Origin of the sequence: uncultured Microbulbifer sp., from assembly GCF_913055755.1 — a bacterium.
In the GTDB taxonomy this organism is placed as follows: domain Bacteria; phylum Pseudomonadota; class Gammaproteobacteria; order Pseudomonadales; family Cellvibrionaceae; genus Microbulbifer.
This window is the reverse complement of sequence record NZ_CAJXKH010000075.1, coordinates 1-19,384: the sequence shown is the minus strand read 5'-3', so window position 1 is coordinate 19,384 and position 19,384 is coordinate 1. Positions and strand designations below refer to the sequence as shown.

General features: G+C 62.2%; 11 protein-coding genes. 6 read left to right on the top strand and 5 right to left on the bottom strand.

Annotated elements, in window-relative coordinates:
- Positions 1-1,872 (bottom strand): DNA topoisomerase IV subunit A (gene parC, locus QZ511_RS12520; protein ID WP_295802849.1); only part of this gene is annotated, 1,872 nt, incomplete at its 3' end.
- Between the two features lie 170 nt (positions 1,873-2,042).
- On the opposite strand from parC, the gene QZ511_RS12515 reads away from it, so the two are divergent.
- From QZ511_RS12515 to fetB, 3 genes are read left to right on the top strand one after another with little or no spacing between them, the layout of a single operon-like run.
- On the top strand, positions 2,043-2,495 hold the full coding sequence (locus QZ511_RS12515) for a DUF2214 family protein (RefSeq protein ID WP_295802848.1): 453 nt from the start codon (positions 2,043-2,045) through the stop codon (positions 2,493-2,495).
- A 29-nt stretch (positions 2,496-2,524) separates the two neighbouring features.
- Positions 2,525-3,136, top strand: a complete 612-nt coding sequence (locus QZ511_RS12510) for an ATP-binding cassette domain-containing protein (protein ID WP_295802847.1) — start codon at positions 2,525-2,527, stop codon at positions 3,134-3,136.
- Complete coding sequence (fetB, locus tag QZ511_RS12505) at positions 3,133-3,936, top strand: iron export ABC transporter permease subunit FetB (RefSeq protein ID WP_295802846.1); 804 nt, start codon at positions 3,133-3,135, stop codon at positions 3,934-3,936. The genes QZ511_RS12510 and fetB overlap by 4 nt, the downstream gene beginning before the upstream one ends.
- Positions 3,937-3,959: 23 nt before the next feature.
- On the opposite strand, the gene QZ511_RS12500 is transcribed toward fetB, so the two are convergent.
- Together QZ511_RS12500 and QZ511_RS12495 are read right to left on the bottom strand one after the other, a co-directional pair.
- On the bottom strand, positions 3,960-5,909 hold the full coding sequence (locus QZ511_RS12500) for an aconitate hydratase (protein WP_295802845.1): 1,950 nt from the start codon (positions 5,907-5,909) through the stop codon (positions 3,960-3,962).
- A 16-nt stretch (positions 5,910-5,925) separates the two neighbouring features.
- Positions 5,926-11,403: a DUF748 domain-containing protein gene (locus QZ511_RS12495; protein WP_295802844.1), complete on the bottom strand. Its 5,478-nt coding sequence runs from the start codon at positions 11,401-11,403 to the stop codon at positions 5,926-5,928.
- A 356-nt stretch (positions 11,404-11,759) separates the two neighbouring features.
- Here QZ511_RS12495 and selD point away from each other — a divergent pair, with 356 nt between their 5' ends.
- A complete protein-coding gene (selD, locus tag QZ511_RS12490; protein ID WP_295802843.1) occupies positions 11,760-14,117 on the top strand; it encodes a selenide, water dikinase SelD in 2,358 nt (785 codons plus the stop codon).
- 192 nt (positions 14,118-14,309) lie between these two features.
- Positions 14,310-15,623, top strand: coding sequence for an NAD(P)/FAD-dependent oxidoreductase (locus QZ511_RS12485; protein WP_295802842.1), 1,314 nt, complete (start codon positions 14,310-14,312; stop codon positions 15,621-15,623).
- Between the two features lie 79 nt (positions 15,624-15,702).
- Here the strand turns inward: QZ511_RS12485 and QZ511_RS12480 are convergent, their stop codons facing one another.
- A complete protein-coding gene (locus QZ511_RS12480) occupies positions 15,703-17,682 on the bottom strand; it encodes a hypothetical protein (RefSeq protein ID WP_295802841.1) in 1,980 nt (659 codons plus the stop codon).
- Positions 17,683-17,890: 208 nt separating this feature from the next.
- On the bottom strand, positions 17,891-18,367 hold the full coding sequence (locus tag QZ511_RS12475; RefSeq protein WP_295802840.1) for a hypothetical protein: 477 nt from the start codon (positions 18,365-18,367) through the stop codon (positions 17,891-17,893).
- 630 nt (positions 18,368-18,997) lie between these two features.
- On the opposite strand from QZ511_RS12475, the gene QZ511_RS12470 reads away from it, so the two are divergent.
- On the top strand, positions 18,998-19,384 hold a 387-nt coding region (locus QZ511_RS12470; RefSeq protein WP_295802839.1), incomplete at its 3' end, for a CBS domain-containing protein.

Genomic DNA, 19,384 nt, shown 5'->3' with positions numbered 1-19,384 from the left:
CTTGCCCGCCTTGTTGCGGGACTGCAGGTCGGCGTACTTGGCGATAAAGCCGTAACCGGCGTCGGACGCCAGCAGCACTTTCTGCTCGTCGCTGCCCATCAGCAGGCCTTCGAAGGTGGCACCGGAGGGCGGGTTGATGCGCCCGGACAGGGGCTCGCCCTGGCCCCGCGCCGAAGGCAGGGTATGAGAGGCGATGGCGTAACTGCGCCCGGTGCTGTCGAGCAGCAGTACCGGTTGGTTGCTCTTGCCGCGGGCGGCGTACTTGAAGTCGTCGCCGGCTTTGTAACTGAGGGAGGAGGGGTCGATCTCGTGGCCCTTGGCCTGGCGGATCCAGCCCTTGGACGACAGCACCACGGTAATCGGGTCTGAGGTCAGCAGGTCCGCTTCGTTGAACGCCTTGGCCTCTTCCCGCTGGACGATGGGAGAGCGGCGCTCGTCGCCAAACTCGTCCGCAGCTTCCAGCAGTTCCTTCTTGATCAGGGTCTTGAGTCGGCGCGCACTCTCCAGGGTCTTGGTCAGGGTATCGCGCTCTTTCTCCAGCTCCGCCTGCTCGCCGCGGATCTTCATTTCCTCGAGGCGCGCCAACTGGCGCAATTTGGTATCGAGGATGTATTCCGCCTGCACGTCCGACAGTTCGAAGCGGCGCATCAGCTCCTGCTTGGGCTCGTCGTGGGTGCGGATGATCTCGATCACTTCATCGATATTGAGGAAAGCCACCAGCAAACCGGCCAGCAGGTGCAGGCGCTTCTCGACCTTGTCCAGGCGGAACTGCAGCCGGCGTCTGGTGGTCACGGTGCGGAAGCTCAGCCACTCCGACAGGATCTTGTCCAGGGCCTTCACCTGCGGACGACCGTCGATACCGATCATGTTCAGGTTGACCCGGTAGCTCTTCTCCAGGTCGGTGGTGGCGAACAGGTGGTTCATCACCTGGTCTGCATCCACCCGATTGGACTTGGGCACGACCACCAGGCGGGTGGGGTTTTCGTGGTCGGACTCGTCCCGCAGGTCGGAGACCATCGGTAGTTTCTTCGCCTGCATCTGCGCGGCGATCTGCTCCAGCACCTTGGCGCCACTGGCCTGGTATGGCAGCGCGGTGATCACGATATCGCCATCCTCGCGGCTCCACACCGCGCGCATCTTCACCGAGCCCTTGCCGGTCTCGTACATTTTCTGCAGGTCGGCGCGGGGGGAAATGATCTCCGCATCGGTGGGCATATCCGGGCCCTGAATAAACTCGCACAGCTCGGATACCGTGGCCTTGGGGTTCTCCAGCAGGTGCACGGTGGCATCCACCACTTCCCGCAGGTTGTGCGGCGGGATATCCGTGGCCATGCCCACCGCGATACCGGTGGTACCATTCAGCAGGATGTTGGGCACCCGTGCCGGCAACACCGCGGGTTCATCCATGGTGCCGTCGAAGTTCGGCTGCCAGTCCACGGTGCCCTGCCCCAGTTCGGACAGCAGCACTTCGGAGTACTTGCCCATGCGGGATTCGGTGTAACGCATGGCGGCGAAGGACTTGGGATCGTCCGGGGAGCCCCAGTTGCCCTGGCCGTCCACCAGCGGGTAGCGGTAGCTGAACGGCTGCGCCATCAGCACCATTGCCTCGTACACGGCGCTGTCACCGTGCGGGTGGTACTTACCGATCACGTCGCCCACGGTGCGCGCAGACTTCTTGTACTTGGCGCTGGCCTTGAGGCCCAGCTCGCTCATGGCGTAGACGATACGGCGCTGTACCGGCTTGAGGCCGTCACCGATATTGGGCAGCGCACGGTCCAGAATCACGTACATGGAGTAATCCAGGTACGCCTTCTCCGTGTATTCCGCCAGGTGCTGGCGTTCTGACGCTTCGTAGACAGAGGGCTCAGTCATACTGCGAGAGTCTCGTTATTTTGCTCGGAAAAGGCGGATTATGGCGGTAACCGGCGAGCGGTTCAAAGGGCACGCGATTGCGCTTGCACGGGGATTGCTGTTACAAAACAGCTCTATTACTGCGGCAGTCAGCCCTGCCAGTACCTATCAACCTGCAAGGATGTTGTCCCATGCCCGCCCTGTTTGCCTTCCTGCACCACCTGGCTTTTCTCACCATGACCACCGTGCTGACGATACAGCTGGTGGTTCTGGGACAATCCCTGACCCTGCAGAGTGCGCGCAAATTGCAGATCGTGGACCGCATCCTCGGTGTGGCCGCCATCACCCTGCTGGCGGTGGGCCTGTTGCGGGTGTTCTACTTCGAAAAGGGCGCCGCCTACTATTTCCACAACGGCGCCTTCCACGCAAAACTCACGCTGTTTGCCCTCGCGGCGATTCTTTCCATCTACCCCACCATACAGTTCCTGCGCTGGGGCAAGCTGCTGAACCAGGGGCAGGTGCCACAGCTGGGCGAGCGCCAGCGGCGCTGGATGCGGCTCATCATACACGTCGAGCTGACGGCCATCGTCGGCATGGCGCTGTGCGGCGCCTTGATGGCAAAGGGGATCGGCTATTTCGGCTGAACCTTTCGCCTGCACTTTAAGGAATCCCCTTGGCAAACCTGAAGCTCCACCGCGTCGCGATCGGCGACCTGGAAGATGTCGAACTGGAGATTTCCCCGGGAGAGATCGCCTGCCTGTCCGGGCCCTCCGGCAGCGGTAAGAGCCGCTTGCTGCGGGCGGTGGCGGACCTGGAGCGCCACCGAGGCACCGTCGCACTGGGGGACCGCAGGCAGCAGGACACCCCGGCGCACCAGTGGCGACGGGAAATCATGATGATTCCGGCGGAGAGCGCCTGGTGGTTCGATACCGTGGGAGAACATTTTGCGCAGCCGATGCCGCAGGCACTGGCGGCGGTGGGCATACCCGAAGACGCGGCAAGCTGGCCGGTTACACGGCTGTCTTCCGGGGAGAAGCAGCGCCTGGCGCTGGTACGCGCGCTGTCGTTTGCACCACGGGTGCTGCTGCTGGACGAACCCACCGCCAACCTGGACCGGGAATCCACCGCGCAGGTGGAAGACTGGCTGCGCCACTATATCCGCGAGCAGAAATGCCCGGTGCTGTGGGTCGCCCACCACGAAGACCAGATTGCGCGGGTGGCGAATCGCCACCTGCGCATCGACGGCAAGCGACTGCTGGAGGATGACGCGGAGACGGCACCGTGAATGTGATTGCGCTGAGCTGGTGGCAGCTGATGATGGCGGCGGGCCTGGTGATTGCGCTCGCCCTGTGTACGTTTTTGGCGCGTCTCGGCGTCGGCCGCTCGCTGCTGATCGCCGCGGCGCGCACCGCCATTCAACTGGCGCTGGTGGGGCTGGTGCTGGAAACCCTGTTCGCCGTCGGCAGCCTGCACTGGGTTGCGCTGATGGGCCTGGTGATGTTGCTGCTCGCGGGGCGCGAGGTGATGGCGCGCCAGAGCTACCGTCTGCGCGGCGGCTGGAGTTTCGGAATCGGCACCCTGTCGATGTTTGTCTCCGCCTTCAGTGTGACGGTGCTGACCCTGGTTGCGGTGATCGGCCCCGAGCCCTGGTACGCGCCGCAGTATGCGATTCCACTGCTGGGGATGCTGCTCGGCAATACCATGACCGGCGTCGCCCTGGGGCTGGAACGCCTGACCGAAAGCGCGTGGCGCGCGCGGGATGAAATTGAAAACCGCCTGATGCTGGGACAGACCTGGCAGCAGGCCTGCAGCGGTTTTCGCCGCAATGCCATGCGCGCCGGCCTGACGCCGATCATCAACTCCATGGCCGCCGCCGGAATCGTCTCCCTGCCGGGGATGATGACCGGACAGATACTCGCCGGCACCGCCCCCGCACTGGCGGTGAAATACCAGATACTGATTATGTTCACCATCGCCGCCGGCACCGGTTTCGGCACTTTTGTCGCGGTGAGTATTGCCGCAAGACGGCTGTTCGATGGCCGCGAGCGGTTGCGGCTGGACCGCCTGTACCCGGCAAAACAGTAGAACGCCGCGGCAATGAACGTTGCTCAGTTGCCCAGCTTTTCCGTGCGCACCTTGTTGATCAGGCCACCGGCAATAACCGTGGCCACCTCTTCCCCGCTCAGGTTGTGCCTCAGTTCCAGTGATTTTCCGTCCGCCAGTTGCACGGAGACGACATCGCCATTCTGCAGCTGCTCGGGCAACGCGGTAAACACAAGTTCGTCGCCCTGGCCCAGCCGCGCCAGGTCTTCGGGTTGCTTGAACAGCAGCGGGACTACGCCGAAATTGATCAGGTTGCGGCGGTGGATGCGCGCCATGGACACGGCGATGACCGCGCGCACGCCCAGGTAACGGGGCGCAATCGCCGCGTGTTCTCGGCTGGACCCCTGACCGTAATTCTCGCCGCCGATGACGAAGCTGTCGCCGCCCAGGTCTTTCGCGCGCTGGTAAAAAGTCTCGTCGATACGGGAAAAGGTGTAGTGGCTGATGGCCGGAATATTGGAGCGCAGCGGTAGTATTTCGGTACCCGCGGGTAAAATTTCATCGGTGGAAACATTGTCCCCGGCCTTCAGCAAAACCGGACCCGACAATTGATCCGGCAACGGCTCGAATTCCGGAAGCGGCTGGATATTCGGCCCTTTTTCCAGCGCGATTTCCACCGGCACCTCCTTGGAGAAATCTCGCGGCGCCAGTAACAGCGGGCGCATATCCGGCAACGCTTCCGGCTCGGTGTATTCGGGATAGTCCATGTCCATCTCACGGGGATCGGTGATCTTGCCGGTGAGGGCGCTGGCGGTCGCGGTTTCCGGACTGCACAGGTAAACCTGATCCTCCCTGGTGCCGGAACGGCCGGGGAAATTGCGCGGCACCGTGCGCAGGCTGATGCGTCCGCTGGCGGGCGCCTGGCCCATGCCGATACAGCCGTTGCAACCGGTCTGGTGCAGGCGTGCGCCCGCCTGCAGCAGGGTATTCAGGTCACCGCTGCGACTGATTTCCTCCAGCAGCTGGCGGCTGCTGGGATTGATATCGAAGGAGATCTCCTCGGGAATCTCGCGCCCCGACACCATTTTTGCGGGAATCACAAAGTCCCGCAGCCCGGGGTTGGCAGAGGAGCCTATGTAACTCTGGTAAATGGGTTTGCCGGCCACCTCACGCACCGGCACCACATTACCGGGGCTGGATGGACAGGCAATCAGCGGCTCCAGTTGCGACAGGTCGAGCTTTTCGCGGGCGTCATAGTCCGCGCCAGCATCGGCCTGCAGCGCAACAAAATCCGCTGCGCGCCCCTGCTGCTGCAGGAACGCCCGCACCGCCTCATCGGCGGGAAATACACTGGCGGTAGCCCCCATCTCCTGGCCCATATTGGCGATCACGTGGCGGTCCATGGCGGTGAGGTTGTCGAGCCCGGGACCGTAATATTCGAAGATCTTGTTGACGCCGCCTTTTACATCGTAGCGGCGCAGCATTTCCAGAATCACATCCTTGGCGCTCACCCAGGGCGGCAGCTTGCCGGTGACTTCGACACCGATGATTTCCGGCATGGTCAGTGAAAATGGCAGCCCCGCCATCGCCAGCGCCACCTGCAGGCCGCCCGCGCCCATTGCCAGCATGCCCAAGGAACCGGCGGCGCAGGTGTGGCTGTCGGCGCCCAGCAGGGTTTTGCCGGGTATACCGAAGCAGGACATATGCACCGCGTGGCTGATGCCGTTGCCGGGGCGGGAAAACCAGATGCCCCATTTGCGGCAGGCACTGCGCAGGAACAGGTGATCGTCGGCATTCTTGAAATCCGCCTGGATCATATTGTGGTCCACATACTGGGCGGACAATTCCGTTTTCACTTGCGGCAGCCCCAGGGCCTCGAATTCCAGCATCACCATGGTGCCGGTAGCATCCTGGGTGAGGGTCTGGTCGATTTTCAGGGTCACCGCCTCACCCGGCGTCATGCTGCCGTCAACCAGGTGGGCCTCGATTAGTTTGTGCGCAAGATTCCTGGCCATAGTTTCTGCTCCGGTATCAGTTGGACATTTCCACCCGCGGCTGATCGAAATCGGTACCAATATAGTCCGGCGCGCACTGGATGAAGTCTTCCGCGTTCAGGCCCGCTTCCAGCAGGTAGCGCTGCACCACCTCGCTGCGCTTGTACGCCAGCTTCCGCATTTCCTCGCGGATTTCCCTGGGCGGGTCGCGCAGGAATTCTTCGCGGGCCTCGCGGGTAGCGCCGCTCCTGGCCACGTCATCCGCGTGCAGCGCGCGCATGTCCAGCGCGGTGGAAATCCCGCAGATTCCCGGGCGCGCCTGGGGGTTGTCGCGCATCAGAGCCACGCTGTCGGACAACTGGGCCCGCGCTGTCGCGCTCAGCTCTTTGCTGCCGGGGGCAAATTCCACCGGATCGAAGTCCACCGCGCGGAAGCGTGCCCACGCCAGTTTCGCAAGGCTGTAAAAACCGACCGGGGTGAAATAGGCGAACAGCGACTCCATGATGGCCCGCTGCAGCAGGTCGCTGAAAATAAAACTGAAATTGAATTTCGGATCGTACAGGTCGCCGGTGACCGGCATCTTGAACTGAACATCTCCCTTGCCGTTTTTTATCAGTGCCAGCGCAAGACTCAACGGGATCAGGGTGCGTTTCACTTTCAGGTGGTCAAGATCGCGTACCCGCCGCACCTTGATTTTTTCCAGCAGCATGTCCGCCAGGGCGTCCACTTCGTTGTCATCTACCTGGATGTTCAACTCGGCATCCAGCTGGCCCTGGAGAATTTTGTAACCGAGCAGGTTGGCCATGTAGGGCGTCGCGGGAATCAGGTTGGCGGCGACGATATAGCCCAGCAGACTGGCATCCCACTTTTGATCCGGCAGCAGATCCAGGCGCCCCGCCAGTTGCAGGTCGCCGAAGCCGCCGGGGCGGGCATTGACCAGAAGCAGCGCCGGTGGATCACTGCTTGCACTGCTGACCCCGCGCAGCAGGATATTGATCTCGTCGATGGGAAGGCGCGCGCTATATTCGTGATAATTGTCCTGCCACAGGAAGCGGCCGTCATCCACCACCACTTCACCAATATGGTAGTGAAAGCGACCCGCTTCCCGGCTCAGGTCTCCGCGGCGGTAACGATGTGGTACAGCTTCTCCGGGAGCCTGTTCGCCTCCGAGCAAAAACTCCCAGGCGCCGAAGTCACCACCGCGCCCCCGCGCCAGCATACTGTTCGGCTGCAGCAGGTAAACCGTATCGATATCGAGCTGCCGCGCAGCGGGATCGAACAGGAACCGGTTTACCTGCAACTGCTCGAAACCGGAATTCCACTGCCGCCGGCTGAATTCCTCGGCATTCTCCCGGCGCCGGAATAACTTGCCCTGCGCCACATTGAGCTGGGCAAACGCGACCTGTTTTCTCAGCCACTGGAATTGTTCCGCGCTCACCCGGGTCGATTCGAACAGGGTCATGCCACGGTTGTGCACGAGGAGAACATCCGCCAGCTCGACTGCGGCCAACGTCAGGCTGCGCTGGTCGAGATCAAAGCCGCCACTGGCGCGGCCTTCGGCAACGTGCACGCAGTGCTCCACTTTCTCCAGGTAACCCCGGGGCAGGCAGCTGCTGATATTTTTCAGCAGCAGGTTTTCCGCCTGCAACAGCCGGCGCCCCACCGCGAGCACATCGGCTTCCAGCAATTCCACATTCAGTAATTGCGCGGGCAGATCGGCGGGGAAATCCCGCTGCTTCAATTGCAGCCCCTCCACCCGGATATTGCGGAAGTGACGCTGGCTGCCACCCCGCTCCAGGTGCCCGAGCGCAACGCGATGCTCCCGCTGCATTTGCACCCGCCCCACCTGCAGGCAGGGCGACAGGGTTTTCTCACCAAGGCGGAATTCCGGCAGGCAGCCGCTGACCCCGCTTACCTCTCCCGCGTCCAGCACCAGGCGCTCCCGGTCCAGCAGCAATCCATCCACCTGCAGGCTGTTGATGGCGATCCGTTTGCGTCCGCCCTGGCTGGCGGCAAAACCCGCCAGTTCCAGATGGCCGCTGACCTCCAATGCGGGGCCGAGACGGAGTTGCTGACGCCCGCTAAAGGTAAGCTGCGCCAGTGTTCCGCACAGCGGGTCTGCCGTCGGTACCTGCCCCCGCACGGAGGGCAGGCACCCGGAGACATCGCGCACCGCCAGTTCTTCGACCTGCAACTGGCGCCCGCCGGGCCAGCGCAGGGCCCGCCAGTGGATATCGCGCACCGCAATCTGTGGCTGACCGCCCGCTTGCCGCCGCAGCGCCAGGTTGGCAGCCCGGGCGGCGCCGAAGTCGAGCCGCGGAATTGCGCGCTGCACGTCCGCCGCGTCGCTAGCAGACCCCAGAGCCACCAGGTTGTCGCCGGTCAACTGAATCCGTCCGCTGGACAGGCATCCGGCCCAGTTTCGCGCTCCCATTCCCGTAGCGCCTTCTGGCAACCACTGCTCCAGGCCGCAGCCGCGCACCGATTCCAGCGCCAGTCCATGCAGGTTCAGCTGCAACGGTCCCCGGGCCGGCTGTGCCAGCCCCAGGCGCACGACACTCACATCGTTTACCGCCAGCTGTGTCGGTGCGGATGCGCCCGGCGCCTGCTGCAGGCCGATCCGTGCAACCTGCAATCCCTGCCCCCGGGACTGCACATCGCTGGCGCGAACACAGCGCGGCAGCCGCGACGGCGCACCTTCCCCTGGCGCTTGCTCGGGCCAGCACACCTCCAGCGCCTCTGCCTGCAGGTTTTGCATCTGCCAGTCCGCGTGCGCGCCCGCTCGTCGCGGCAACTGCGCTTTCAATTGCAGGCTCTCCAGCTTGTCCGCACGGGCGGTGAATGCCTGCGGCGGGCCACTCAGGGCAAACTCTTCCACTGCCAGGTTGTTGAGATCTGCCCTGAAGCGATGGCGGTTGTAGTCCAGTACAAACTGCTCTCCGGTGCGCAGCATGGCGCCGTTCACACAGCGCTCCGGCGACAGGCAAAAATGCACGCGATCCAGCGCCAGCCGCGGCACATCCACCTGCGCCTGTAGTGGCGACGAGTCGAGGGAGATTTCTACCCGGGGCAGGCGCAACTGTTCCAGCGCGAGCAGCTCGCGTTCATCGAGCGCGGTAACGCGGGCCTTGTCCAGGGACAGCGCGGCGGCATCAAAGTGAAAACGCAGGCGCCCCCGATGTTCTTCGCCAGATTCGCGCGCCAGCACCAGGTGCAGTGGCTGGCGCTGCTGCAGGTTTTGGATATCGACACATTGCGGCCGGTTCTGCCACGCTTTTCCGGAATAGTTCTGCCCGGAATAGATCAGCTGCTGCCAGCTCTCCGCCAGGCAGCCCTCCATACTGGAGAGGGAAAGAGATTCCAGCTCGGCTTCCGTCAGTGATTCCAAGCGCGTCAACTCTTCCGTCTCGGCGGCATTGTCCGGTGTGCTTTCCCCTTCACCGGCAAGCCGCTCCGGTAGCTGTCCTTTCTCCGCGGTTTCCGCTATTGCCCCGTCCTCCGCAGAGCGTTTATCACCCGCCGCAAAGGCGTCATCCACAACCGGCAGGTGGACGGGCTCCTCACCGTCCGCCAGCGTGCGCGCGCTGTGGCGGAAAAGCCCGCTATCTAGCTGCAACTTAGAAAGAACCAGGCCGCGCGACGGATCGGGAGTGTCGGCGAGGTGGTCGCCCAGGGTGAGCCGGTCAAGCTGCAATTTCCCCAGGATCAAATGGGGGGTATCGCCGGTGTGCAGGGAAAAACTGCCCTCTCCCTGCAATTCTGCCAGCTGCATACACAGGTCGCCGGCGGCCTGCCTCCCCGGCAACCAGCGCTCGGGCACACAGCCTGCCAGTTGCACGGCAGCGAAATCCTGCAATAGCTGTGCGTCGTCCGCAGATCCCAGCGCCGCACGCGCCCACTGCAGTTTGCTGACCCGCAGCAGGTCGTCGCGGATGCTGTCCTCCGGTGCACCCGCCGGCGCCAGCCGCAACTGCTCCAGGCGGAAGGGACCGCTGCTGATACCCAGGCCCTGCCCGCGCACCCGGTGGGGGAAATCCACTGCCAATGTCTGCGGCGCCGCCAGTTGCGTCAGCTGTACACACTGGTCCGGGCTCTGCCACAACTGCCCCGGAATACATCCAGCGGCGCCATCGAGCGCCAGCCCCTGTAACTCCAGCCGTCGCCGCGCGCCGGTATAACCGATGGATTCCGCCCGCAGGTGATTGACGTTCAGTGGATTTTTCGCCGGTTGCTTCGCATCCAGGTCCAGCAGGGTGCCCTGCTGCAACACAGGCTCGCGGGTGGCGAAGTCGAATCCATCTGCCCACGCCATTGCGGTAGGCAGCGGCAGGCGCAGGCTGCCGGCGCGCAGACAGTAGTGCTGCCGTGTGCTGCGCCAGCGGCTGGGACACCAGGAAAAGCCGGTACTGCCGGCACTCAGCCAGCTGAGATTTTTCTCCGCGCGCAGATACTCAAAGCGATTGATGGCAATGGTTTCCGCACGCCAGTTGGGCAGGCGCCGGTTGGCATAGCGCAGCCGCACCTCCTGGCCACTCGCCCGGCGCCAGGCCACCGTCGCCTGCTTGCCGAAAGCGAACGTCAGCGGACCTTTCAGTTCCAGCCGGCGGCTGCTGGCGCAGTGGCCGACAATGCGCTTCAGCCCGGGCACCGCTGCGGCCCAGCGCCGCGGCGGGCAACCGGCAATCTTGCGCGCAAAAATATCCTCGGCGGTGATGCGGTTGCCGGGGCGCCGGAACAGGCCATCGCTGATTTTCAGTCGCGATACCACGAGGGTTGGATGCTCGCGTCCGGATTTATGCATATCCCCTTCGCCCGCCTCCACTTCTGCAGCGGTACCGGCGGTCGCACTCGCTGCGCCTTCACCCTGCGGCTTTTCATCCCACGCCAGCAGGTTGCGCAGGTACAGGTCGTCGACCCCCAGGGTAAAGCGCAACGGTTCCTGGCCCAGGCGCCGGCCGGCAATAGTGAAGTCCTCCAGCGCCAGTTCGTCGATGTGTGCGCAGCTGGCGGTGGTCCACTGGGGTTTGTGCTGGTAGCAGACGACGCCATCGCGCAGGCGTGCAGCCGCCATGTCCACCCGCCAGTTCTTGGCTTTTTTTTCCCCCTCGCCCAGCAGCCAGCCACCGATTTCCCAGACCCGCCCGCGCTTGCCCGGCAGGGATTCCAGGTCGAAGTGCACCCCTTCCAGGTCCACCAGATTGACGTGGATCTTGCCCTGCAGCAGGTACCACCAGCTGAGGCCCAGGGAGGCCTCGCGGGCGCTGAACCCGCGCCCCTGTTGATTGCGCACCTCGACACCGCGCAGCCCCACATGCAGGCGCGGCAGCGACAGCTGGATATGTTCGATATTGGCTTCGAGACCGCGCTCACCCAGCCAGCGTTGAATAGCACCGGGCAAGATGCTGGCGAGGAAAATGTTCAGCGCGCCAACAAACAGCAACACAAAAACCAGCAGCCAGATCAGGCGGCGACTTCCTTTTTGTTGTTCGGCGGTGTTGGCGGAGGAAGCGGACATCAAAACTCGACGCAATGGATTTCACGCGCAGGTATTCCACGGCGCGCGGCCATCTCCCCCGACAATCAGGGCCCGCGTTGATAAAACGTGAGCCACGTTTCGGGCGATTGCGGCTCCATAAGTAAAGACCAGCCCCGTGGGCAACGGCGTCGCCCACTGCTTCCTTGGACTATATTTATTCGCGTCTGCGCCAGAGCCAGCTATATTTCCGGCGTCACATGCTTCACGACTGTGCACGAACCCCGTGCCAATTCTTCAGACACCATTACACTGTTTATATTTCAACCAGTGCGTTTGGCGCCCGGGCTGGACAACCCAACAGCGCCGGAAATCCGGCCTTATGCGGTGAAATATTCATGCGGGAGCATTCAGAAATTCAGGACATCGTGCTGATCGGTGGCGGTCACAGCCACGCAGTATTGTTACAGCGTTGGGCACAGAATCCGGTGCCCGGCGCGCGCCTGACTCTGGTATCCCCACATCTGCAGAGTGCCTTTTCCCGCATGTTGCCGGGCATGATTGCCGGTCATTACTCCCACAGCGACATCCACATCAATCTACCGCGATTGTGCCGCGCCGCCGGCGCGCGCTTCGTACAGGCCTGTGCACATCAGATCGACGTGGAGCAGCGCCGCATTTCCCTGCTGGGACGACCGCAACTGGAATACGACCTGCTGTCGCTGGATGTGGGGGCCACGCCCAATCGCGGTATTACCGGCGCAGAGCTCGCGATCCCGGTGAAACCGGCAGATCACTTCCAGCGCAACTGGCAGCAACTCAGGCAGCAGATTCTCAGCAATCACCAGCCCTTCAAACTGGCTGTGGTGGGCGGTGGGGCCGGCGGCTGCGAACTCGCCATGGCGATGGCCTGTGCACTGGAAGAGCAGCTGTACAGCGGCCGGGTGGAAATCCACCTGGTCGAGGCCGGCAACAAGCTTCCCCAGGGTTTTCCCCTGCTGGCCAGGCGCCTGGCGGCGCGGGAATTGAGCCGCCTGAAAATTCAGGTGCACCGCAACTGGAGGGTGACGGAAATCACCCACGGCGGAATACACAACGACGAGGGCAAGTTTCTCGGCCTGGACAAGGTGATGCTCTGTACCGAACCCACAGCACCACCGTGGCTGGCACAGTCCGGCCTGGCGCTGGACGAAAACGGGTTTGTGCAGGTGGACCACCATCTGCGCGCCCGGGGTCACTACAATGTCTTTGCCGCCGGCGATGTCGCGGCTTTGCCCGACGCTCCCGCCGCCCAATCCAGGGCCAGGCCCAGCAGCAAATCCTGCGCCAATGCCCTGCACCAGGGAGAGACGCTATACCGAAACTTGCGCGCGACGCTGCAGGCAAAGCCACTCACCCGCTACCGTGCGCGAGGGGAATTTTTTCGCCTGCTGACCTGTGGTGGTCAGCGCGCGATTGCCTCGCGCAGTGGAATTGCGCTGGCAGGGGAGTTTCTGTGGCGCTGGAAAGACTATCGGGACCGCCGCTTCCTGCAGCAGTTGAACCTTGCCCCCGCAGTCCGCGACCCGGCAACTGCTGCCTCACACTCGCCGAAAAACCCTGTGCACAAATTCCGCGACCGCCGGCCGGCCGCCTCCCGTGATCCGCTGCACCGACTGCTGCAACCGCAGACGGCCAGGGAGATGGCGCAGATATCCGGCTACCCGCTGGGCAATAGCGGCGGCAGCCCGCTCAGCATCAAGGTGCCCGCGGGCAAGGTACTGCTGCAACATACCCAGCAGCTGGCCGCGCCGGTCACTGATCCCTGGCTATTTGGGCGACTTGCGGCGCTCAATGCCCTGGGGGGAATCTATGCCGGGCGCGCCCAGCCCCACAGTGCGCAGGCGCTGGTCACCCTGCCCCACGCCACCGCCGACACCGCGCGGCGGGACCTGCAACAGTTACTGGACGGCGTACGCAAGGAACTGGACGCCTGCGATTGCACCCTGAATGGCGGCCAGGCCAGTGCCGGTGGCGACCTGCACCTGGGGCTCACCATCAACGGTCTGGCGGACCGCGAGCGCCTGCTGGCGAGCACCGGCACCCGCGCCGGCGACTGTCTGATTCTGAGCAAACCGCTGGGTACCGGAACGCTGCTCGCCGCCGACGCACTGGGAAAATCCCGCGCGCGCTGGCTGCAGCAGGGACTCGACGTGATGCTGCAGAGCAATGCCCCCGCCGCCGATATATTCACGACACACCGGGCGAGTGCGCTGGCGGCGGTGGGCAGCATCGGGCTGCTGGGAAAGTTACTGGAAATGTTGCAGTGGCAACGCGACGCTCTCGGCAGCAGCCGGGGCGACAGCCAGCGCTACGCGCCGCAACTGGGCGCCTGCCTGTTTGCGGAAACCCTGCCGCTGCTGCCGGGCGCCACTTACTGTCTCCAGCGCGGGCTGCTGCCGAGCCTGCAGCGCCACAATGCCCGCGCCTACGACGCAATTCAGAACCCCACCGCCTGGCAGGCGGAGCCCTACCTGCCGATTCTGATCGACCCGCAGGTATGCGGCGGCCTGCTGGCTTCGGTACCGGCGGAACAGGCGGAAGCCTGCCTGCAGGCACTGCACAGCGCCGGCTGCCGCCACAGTGCCATCATCGGATTTGTGGACGAGCTTCCCGCAAGCGGGGACCAGCTGCTCTACGCACCACAGCCGATCCACCTGTCAAAAAATGGCGACTGGAAACAGATGGCCGAACGCTATACCGAGCTGATTTCCTGAATCCCGCGAAAAACCCTTTCCGATGAAACCAACTCGGCGTTGCCAAACGCGCTGAGTGGCGTAGTATGGCCGCCATAGCATGATTGGAGGGACAACGCAGCCCTCCACACGGGTCTTCACAGAGACCGCCGCCCGACAAAAACGGACGCGCGAAGAGCGACGCATTTTTTTGCTCTACAGGAAATCTCTGCCATGAAGAAAATCGTGATTATCGGCGGCGGCGCCGGCGGACTGCAGCTGGCCACCAGTCTCGGCCGCTACTTCTCCTTTTCCCCACTCCTCAATCGCCGGCGCAAATCCCCCGCCGCCCAGGTAACCCTGGTCGATCGCAACCGCACCCATATCTGGAAACCCCTGCTGCACCAGGTGGCCACCGGCGCACTGGATTCCAGCCTCGACGCCCTCAATTACCAGGTGCACGCCCGCGGTAACGGCTTTCAGTTCGAGCTGGGCAGCCTGCAGGGGCTTGACCGCAACAATCGCACCATCGAGCTGGCGCCGGTTTGCGACGACGGCGGTACGCAACTGCTGCCGGCGCGCAAACTGGAATACGATTACCTGGTGATCGCGCTCGGCAGCCAGAGCAATGACTTCAACACCCCCGGGGTGCGGGAAAACTGCCAGTTTCTCGACAGTGCCGAACAGGCACAGCGCTTCCACCGCAAACTGCTCGACCAGTTCCTGCAACTGGAAAACCGCGTTGCCGACAGGGTGCAGATCGCCATCGTCGGCGGTGGCGCCACCGGGGTGGAACTGGCGGCGGAACTGGTGGATGCGGCACATGAAATGGGCCACTACGGGCGCATTGCCAACGGCGACCTCAAGGTGACCCTGATCGAAGCCGGCCCGCACCTGCTGCCGGCACTGCCGCCGCGCCTGGGCAACAGTTCCGAAAAGGAACTCGCGCGGCTGGGTGTGCGGGTACTGACCGGCACCCAGGTGGCGGAAGCCAATGCCCGCGGTTTTGTCACCGCGTCGGGAGAGGAAATTCCGGCGGCGGTGCGGGTTTGGGCCGCGGGTGTGAAGGCGCCGGACTTCCTGCAGCAACTCGACGGCCTGGCACTGAATCGCCAGAACCAGGTCGAGGTGAAGGCAACACTGCAGAGCAAAAGCGATCCGCATATTTTCGCGCTCGGTGACTGCGCCGGCTGTATCGACGGCAATGAAAAGAAAGTGCCACCGCGGGCACAGGCGGCACAGCAGATGGCGAAAACCGCGCGGGACAATCTGATCGCGCTGGTGGAGGGACCGGATACCCAGCTGCAACCCTTTGTCTACAAGGACCGCGGCTCGCTGGTATCACTGTCAAAATTTGATGCGGTGGGCAGCCTGATGGGCGGTCTGGTCAGGGGTAGCCTGACCATCGAGGGACGCCTGGCGGGACTGGCCTATCGCTCCCTCTATCGCATGCACCTGGCGGCGCTGCACGGTTGGCCGAAGGCAATGCTGTTGTACCTGGTGGGACACGCCAACCGCTTTGTGAAACCGCGTTTGAAGATGCACTGAGCAGCGCACAGTTTTATCAACCTTGTTATCAACACCGTATGCGGCCCCAGCGGCCGCATACACACCATTTTTCCAGGACTTAATTGTTGTTTCGCAACGGCGGGTTTTCCGGGCTGACAAACGGTTTCTCGCACACGCTGCCCCCTTCAAATCCACGCAATTTCAAACAGTCATCGCGGCCAATCAGGGTAGGTCCCGGATTGCGACGGAAATAATCCACCAGGAAATACAGGCCCTCATCGATAGTGTCATAGGTCCAACGCTGTTCGGTTTCTTCATCGGCGAAGACGGAGCCGCTGAAGGTCTCCCGCAATCGCGTCAAGCGCTCGCCGCTGTCGCCATAGGTGCGGCGCTCGCGGGAAGTGCGCTCCCGCACCCCGCCGGGAATGCGGGTAAAGGTCTCGATCACGGTCAATTGACCAATATCATTGTACTGGTAATCGGTAATATTGATCGAGTCGGTGGTGCCATCGGCATTTTCATCAAAACGCACCTCCAGCTCGATGATATTGCCCATCTCGTCGTAGCTGAATTCGAAAGTTTGCCGGGTCTCTTCAAAACCGTTGGCATCACTGTCAGTTTCCCGGATTTCCTTTTCCAGTTGCCCCTCACCGTTGTAGGACCACCTCAGGATATATTTGCTATCGGTAATGCCGTTGCCGTCGCCGTCAATCCGCTGCTCTTCCCGGATCAAACGCTGGTCGCTGTCGTACTGGTAGATAATTTCCACCTCTGCGTCGATCACGCCATTCACTCGGATATCTTCTTCGTCCAGGGTCTGCAGTGCCCTGCTGAGCAGGCCATCGATGTAGCTGTATTCAAACCGCTCGCGCCGCTCCACGCTGCCGTTGTTGTCGGCATCCGTTTCCTGCTGGCTGACCCGCAGCAGGCCGGTGCTGGTGTACTGGCTGGCGACTTCAAACCTGTGGTCCACGATCAGGTCGAAATCCTGGTCGCGCTCGAAACGGTAGAACGTCAGGTTGCCACCGCCGTCGTATTGCAGGACCGCCTCGCTGCGGCTCTCCACCACCTGCGCGCCACTTTCCGTGTTGCTGGCAGTGTGCAGGCCGTTGTTGTCGTAACTGAGGGTGCTGCGGGTAAAGCTGTCGATACGGCCGCCGCCATCGTCATCGCGCTCCTGCTCGATCAGCAGTCTGCGCCCTTCGTCGTCGTAGCGGTAACGCAGCCACTGATCCCAGCTGGCGCCGGTATTCTGATTGGGAAACTCGTGGATTTCCTCCGGCAGCCCGAGAGAGTTGTACGTCGTCTTTATTTCGTACTCGGCGATATTGTCGTTGTCCTCATCGATCACCTCGCGCACCGGCACATGTGCGGGCATCGCAATACCCAGCGCGTCGTAAACAAAAATGAGGGGTGTGGCGCCGGGCACCTGGTAGGCAATGTCGAATGCGCTGCGTATCGCCCGCAGCGCGTCGAGCCCGCGGCGCTGCGGGAACTCATAGAAGTCGTAGCCGAAGTCGACCTGGTAATCTGCCAGCTCACTGTCCCAGTCGCCGAGATCGACACCATTTGCCGGATCCTGGTCCACGTCCAGGGTCACCAGCAACAGGGCCATGTTGCCCACCCGGTCCAGGTCGTCTACGCGCTGGCGGTCTTCCAGCGCCGCCCGTACAAGCGCCTCCCGGGTAATCGGCTCTGACCCTACCAGGTCAAACAGATTGAGCTCCGGTTCGCCGCGGGCGCTGCCCAGCACGATACCGCCGAGGGAAAAGCGCACCTCTTCACCATCCCGGTAGCGATAGATACCGTCGGCATCGGTCAGCCCGGAAAAACTCGGGGTTTCGTAATGCAGCCCGGCGATACGCCCGCCGTTAAATACCCCCTCGGTCTCCACCCCGGTGCCGCCGCCGGAACTGCTGGAGCTGCTGCCGCCAGAGCTACTGCCACCGGAACTGCTGGAGCTGCTGGAACCGTCAGTCCCGGCACCAAAGGCGCCATCGAAATTGCATGCCGATAGCAGCAGGCACAGAGCCAGCGTCCCGCACAGACTCAGGGCGCGAACAAGCTGACGGGGGCGATACAGGTAGAAATTCGGCACGGGTACCTCCTTGTCGTTATGCAACTTTCCCGTTGTACGACGTTGATATCAACCCTGCCAAATAATGTAAAGAAGTACTGCCAGCGCACGTGGCAGAAGTCACCTTTGTGTCAGTACCAGACCGGCAGCCAACGGCCGTATTTCACACAGGCAAAAAAAAGCGCCCGTGAACGGGCGCTCTGTGGTCGCAATCGCGGAAATCCGGCAATCAGATCTTCCACTCTTTCACTTTTTCCAGGCCGTGTTCGGCAACCCACTGGTTCAGCTGCTTGGGATTGCGCTTTTTCTTTTCAATGGTGGCGTTGGTATAGGGGTTGCGGTAGTGACCGGTTTCCAGCTTGGGCTCCGCCGGCTTGGCGCTGGCGGCGCGGCGCGCACCGCGGCGGGGAGTCTCGCCCTGGCGCTTCAGGTGACGGGCAACGCGGGCCTTGAGGGAGTTCACGAAATCCGGCGCATCTTCGTCATCCAGCTGGCCAATCAGCCATTCCACGATCTGCTCGCCGCGCGCCACATACAGCTCTTCTTCATCCATTTCATATTCGGCAGCCAGATTGACCAGTGCCTTGTCGAACGCAATCACGCCCTGCTTTTTCTTCTCCGCCGCAGCCATCTGCTGCTGCAGCTCTTCAATCTTTGCCTGGTGTTCTGCGATTTGCTGTTCGATCTGGTCGAATTCCTGAAACATATTCTTTGAGCCTCGATTCATGGGACAAGTAATTATCTGATAGTGCTATTGCGGCATCTTTTTAGCGGTATTGGTGCCGTTACAGTTATACGCCCGCGACAATCGAGATATCTCGCTATTGCCGCAGACAGGAAATGCTGTGGATATCAATATAGGAGAAAGATCCCGGTGATATACAGATAAAATCATTCAGTGACTGCTATTAAATAACTTTAACAATAAAGGCTTATCCAGACAGATATCCACCGGGCAGATACGCGCGACGTATATCGCCCCTTCCCGCCATCGAAAAGTAAACCACAGGGCAGAAAGGGCCTTTCCCGGATATCAACAATATTGAGTCAATAATAGAAGTTGCCGCCATTAGTTCCGCGCACCGATTGCCGGCGCACTGTATATGGCGGTGAGGCGCATAATAACCATTCATCGCCAAATAGCAACTGTACACACCCGGAAAAGGAATGATCTTTCAACCCTCGATCCAAATGGCGTCTATCATCCCAACACGAGGCGAAATCAGAGGGCTTTCGGGCTGCAGGCAGCGGCCCGGGTTTCGATTTGTGTCCTATCCTTGTAACTGCGATATCTGCGGCCACGACACACACCAAAACAACAGGGATCGAATACTTTATGTCCAAGCAGCGAGATATTCACCATATGCCTACCCTCGCGGCACTGATGACCCCCTTTCCCTACCATATCGATATGGACGCCCCCATCGAGGAAGCGGAAAAGCTGATGGAAGAACACGGTGTGCACCACCTTCCGGTTACCCGGGATGGCGACCTGGAGACCATCATTTCCCACAACGATATCGAGCGCGCCAACTCCCCCGGCCACCGCCTGGAAGAGCAGCAACTGTACGTCCGCGACCTCTGCGCCCGCCGCCCCTATATCGCCGACATCCACGACCCCCTGGACAAGATCATGCTGGCCATGGCGGATACCGGGATCGGTTCGGTACTGGTGATGCGGGAGGGGGAACTGGCGGGCATTGTCACGGTTACCGACGCCCTG

Bases quoted from the DNA above. Each gene is read 5' to 3' on its own strand.
- QZ511_RS12515 (WP_295802848.1), top strand. From the start codon at position 2,043: ATGCCCGCCCTGTTTGCCTTCCTGCACCACCTGGCTTTTCTCACCATG.
- QZ511_RS12500 (WP_295802845.1), bottom strand. From the start codon at position 5,909: ATGGCCAGGAATCTTGCGCACAAACTAATCGAGGCCCACCTGGTTGAC.
- QZ511_RS12495 (WP_295802844.1), bottom strand. From the start codon at position 11,403: ATGTCCGCTTCCTCCGCCAACACCGCCGAACAACAAAAAGGAAGTCGC.
- selD (WP_295802843.1), top strand. From the start codon at position 11,760: ATGCGGGAGCATTCAGAAATTCAGGACATCGTGCTGATCGGTGGCGGT.
- QZ511_RS12485 (WP_295802842.1), top strand. From the start codon at position 14,310: ATGAAGAAAATCGTGATTATCGGCGGCGGCGCCGGCGGACTGCAGCTG.
- QZ511_RS12475 (WP_295802840.1), bottom strand. From the start codon at position 18,367: ATGTTTCAGGAATTCGACCAGATCGAACAGCAAATCGCAGAACACCAG.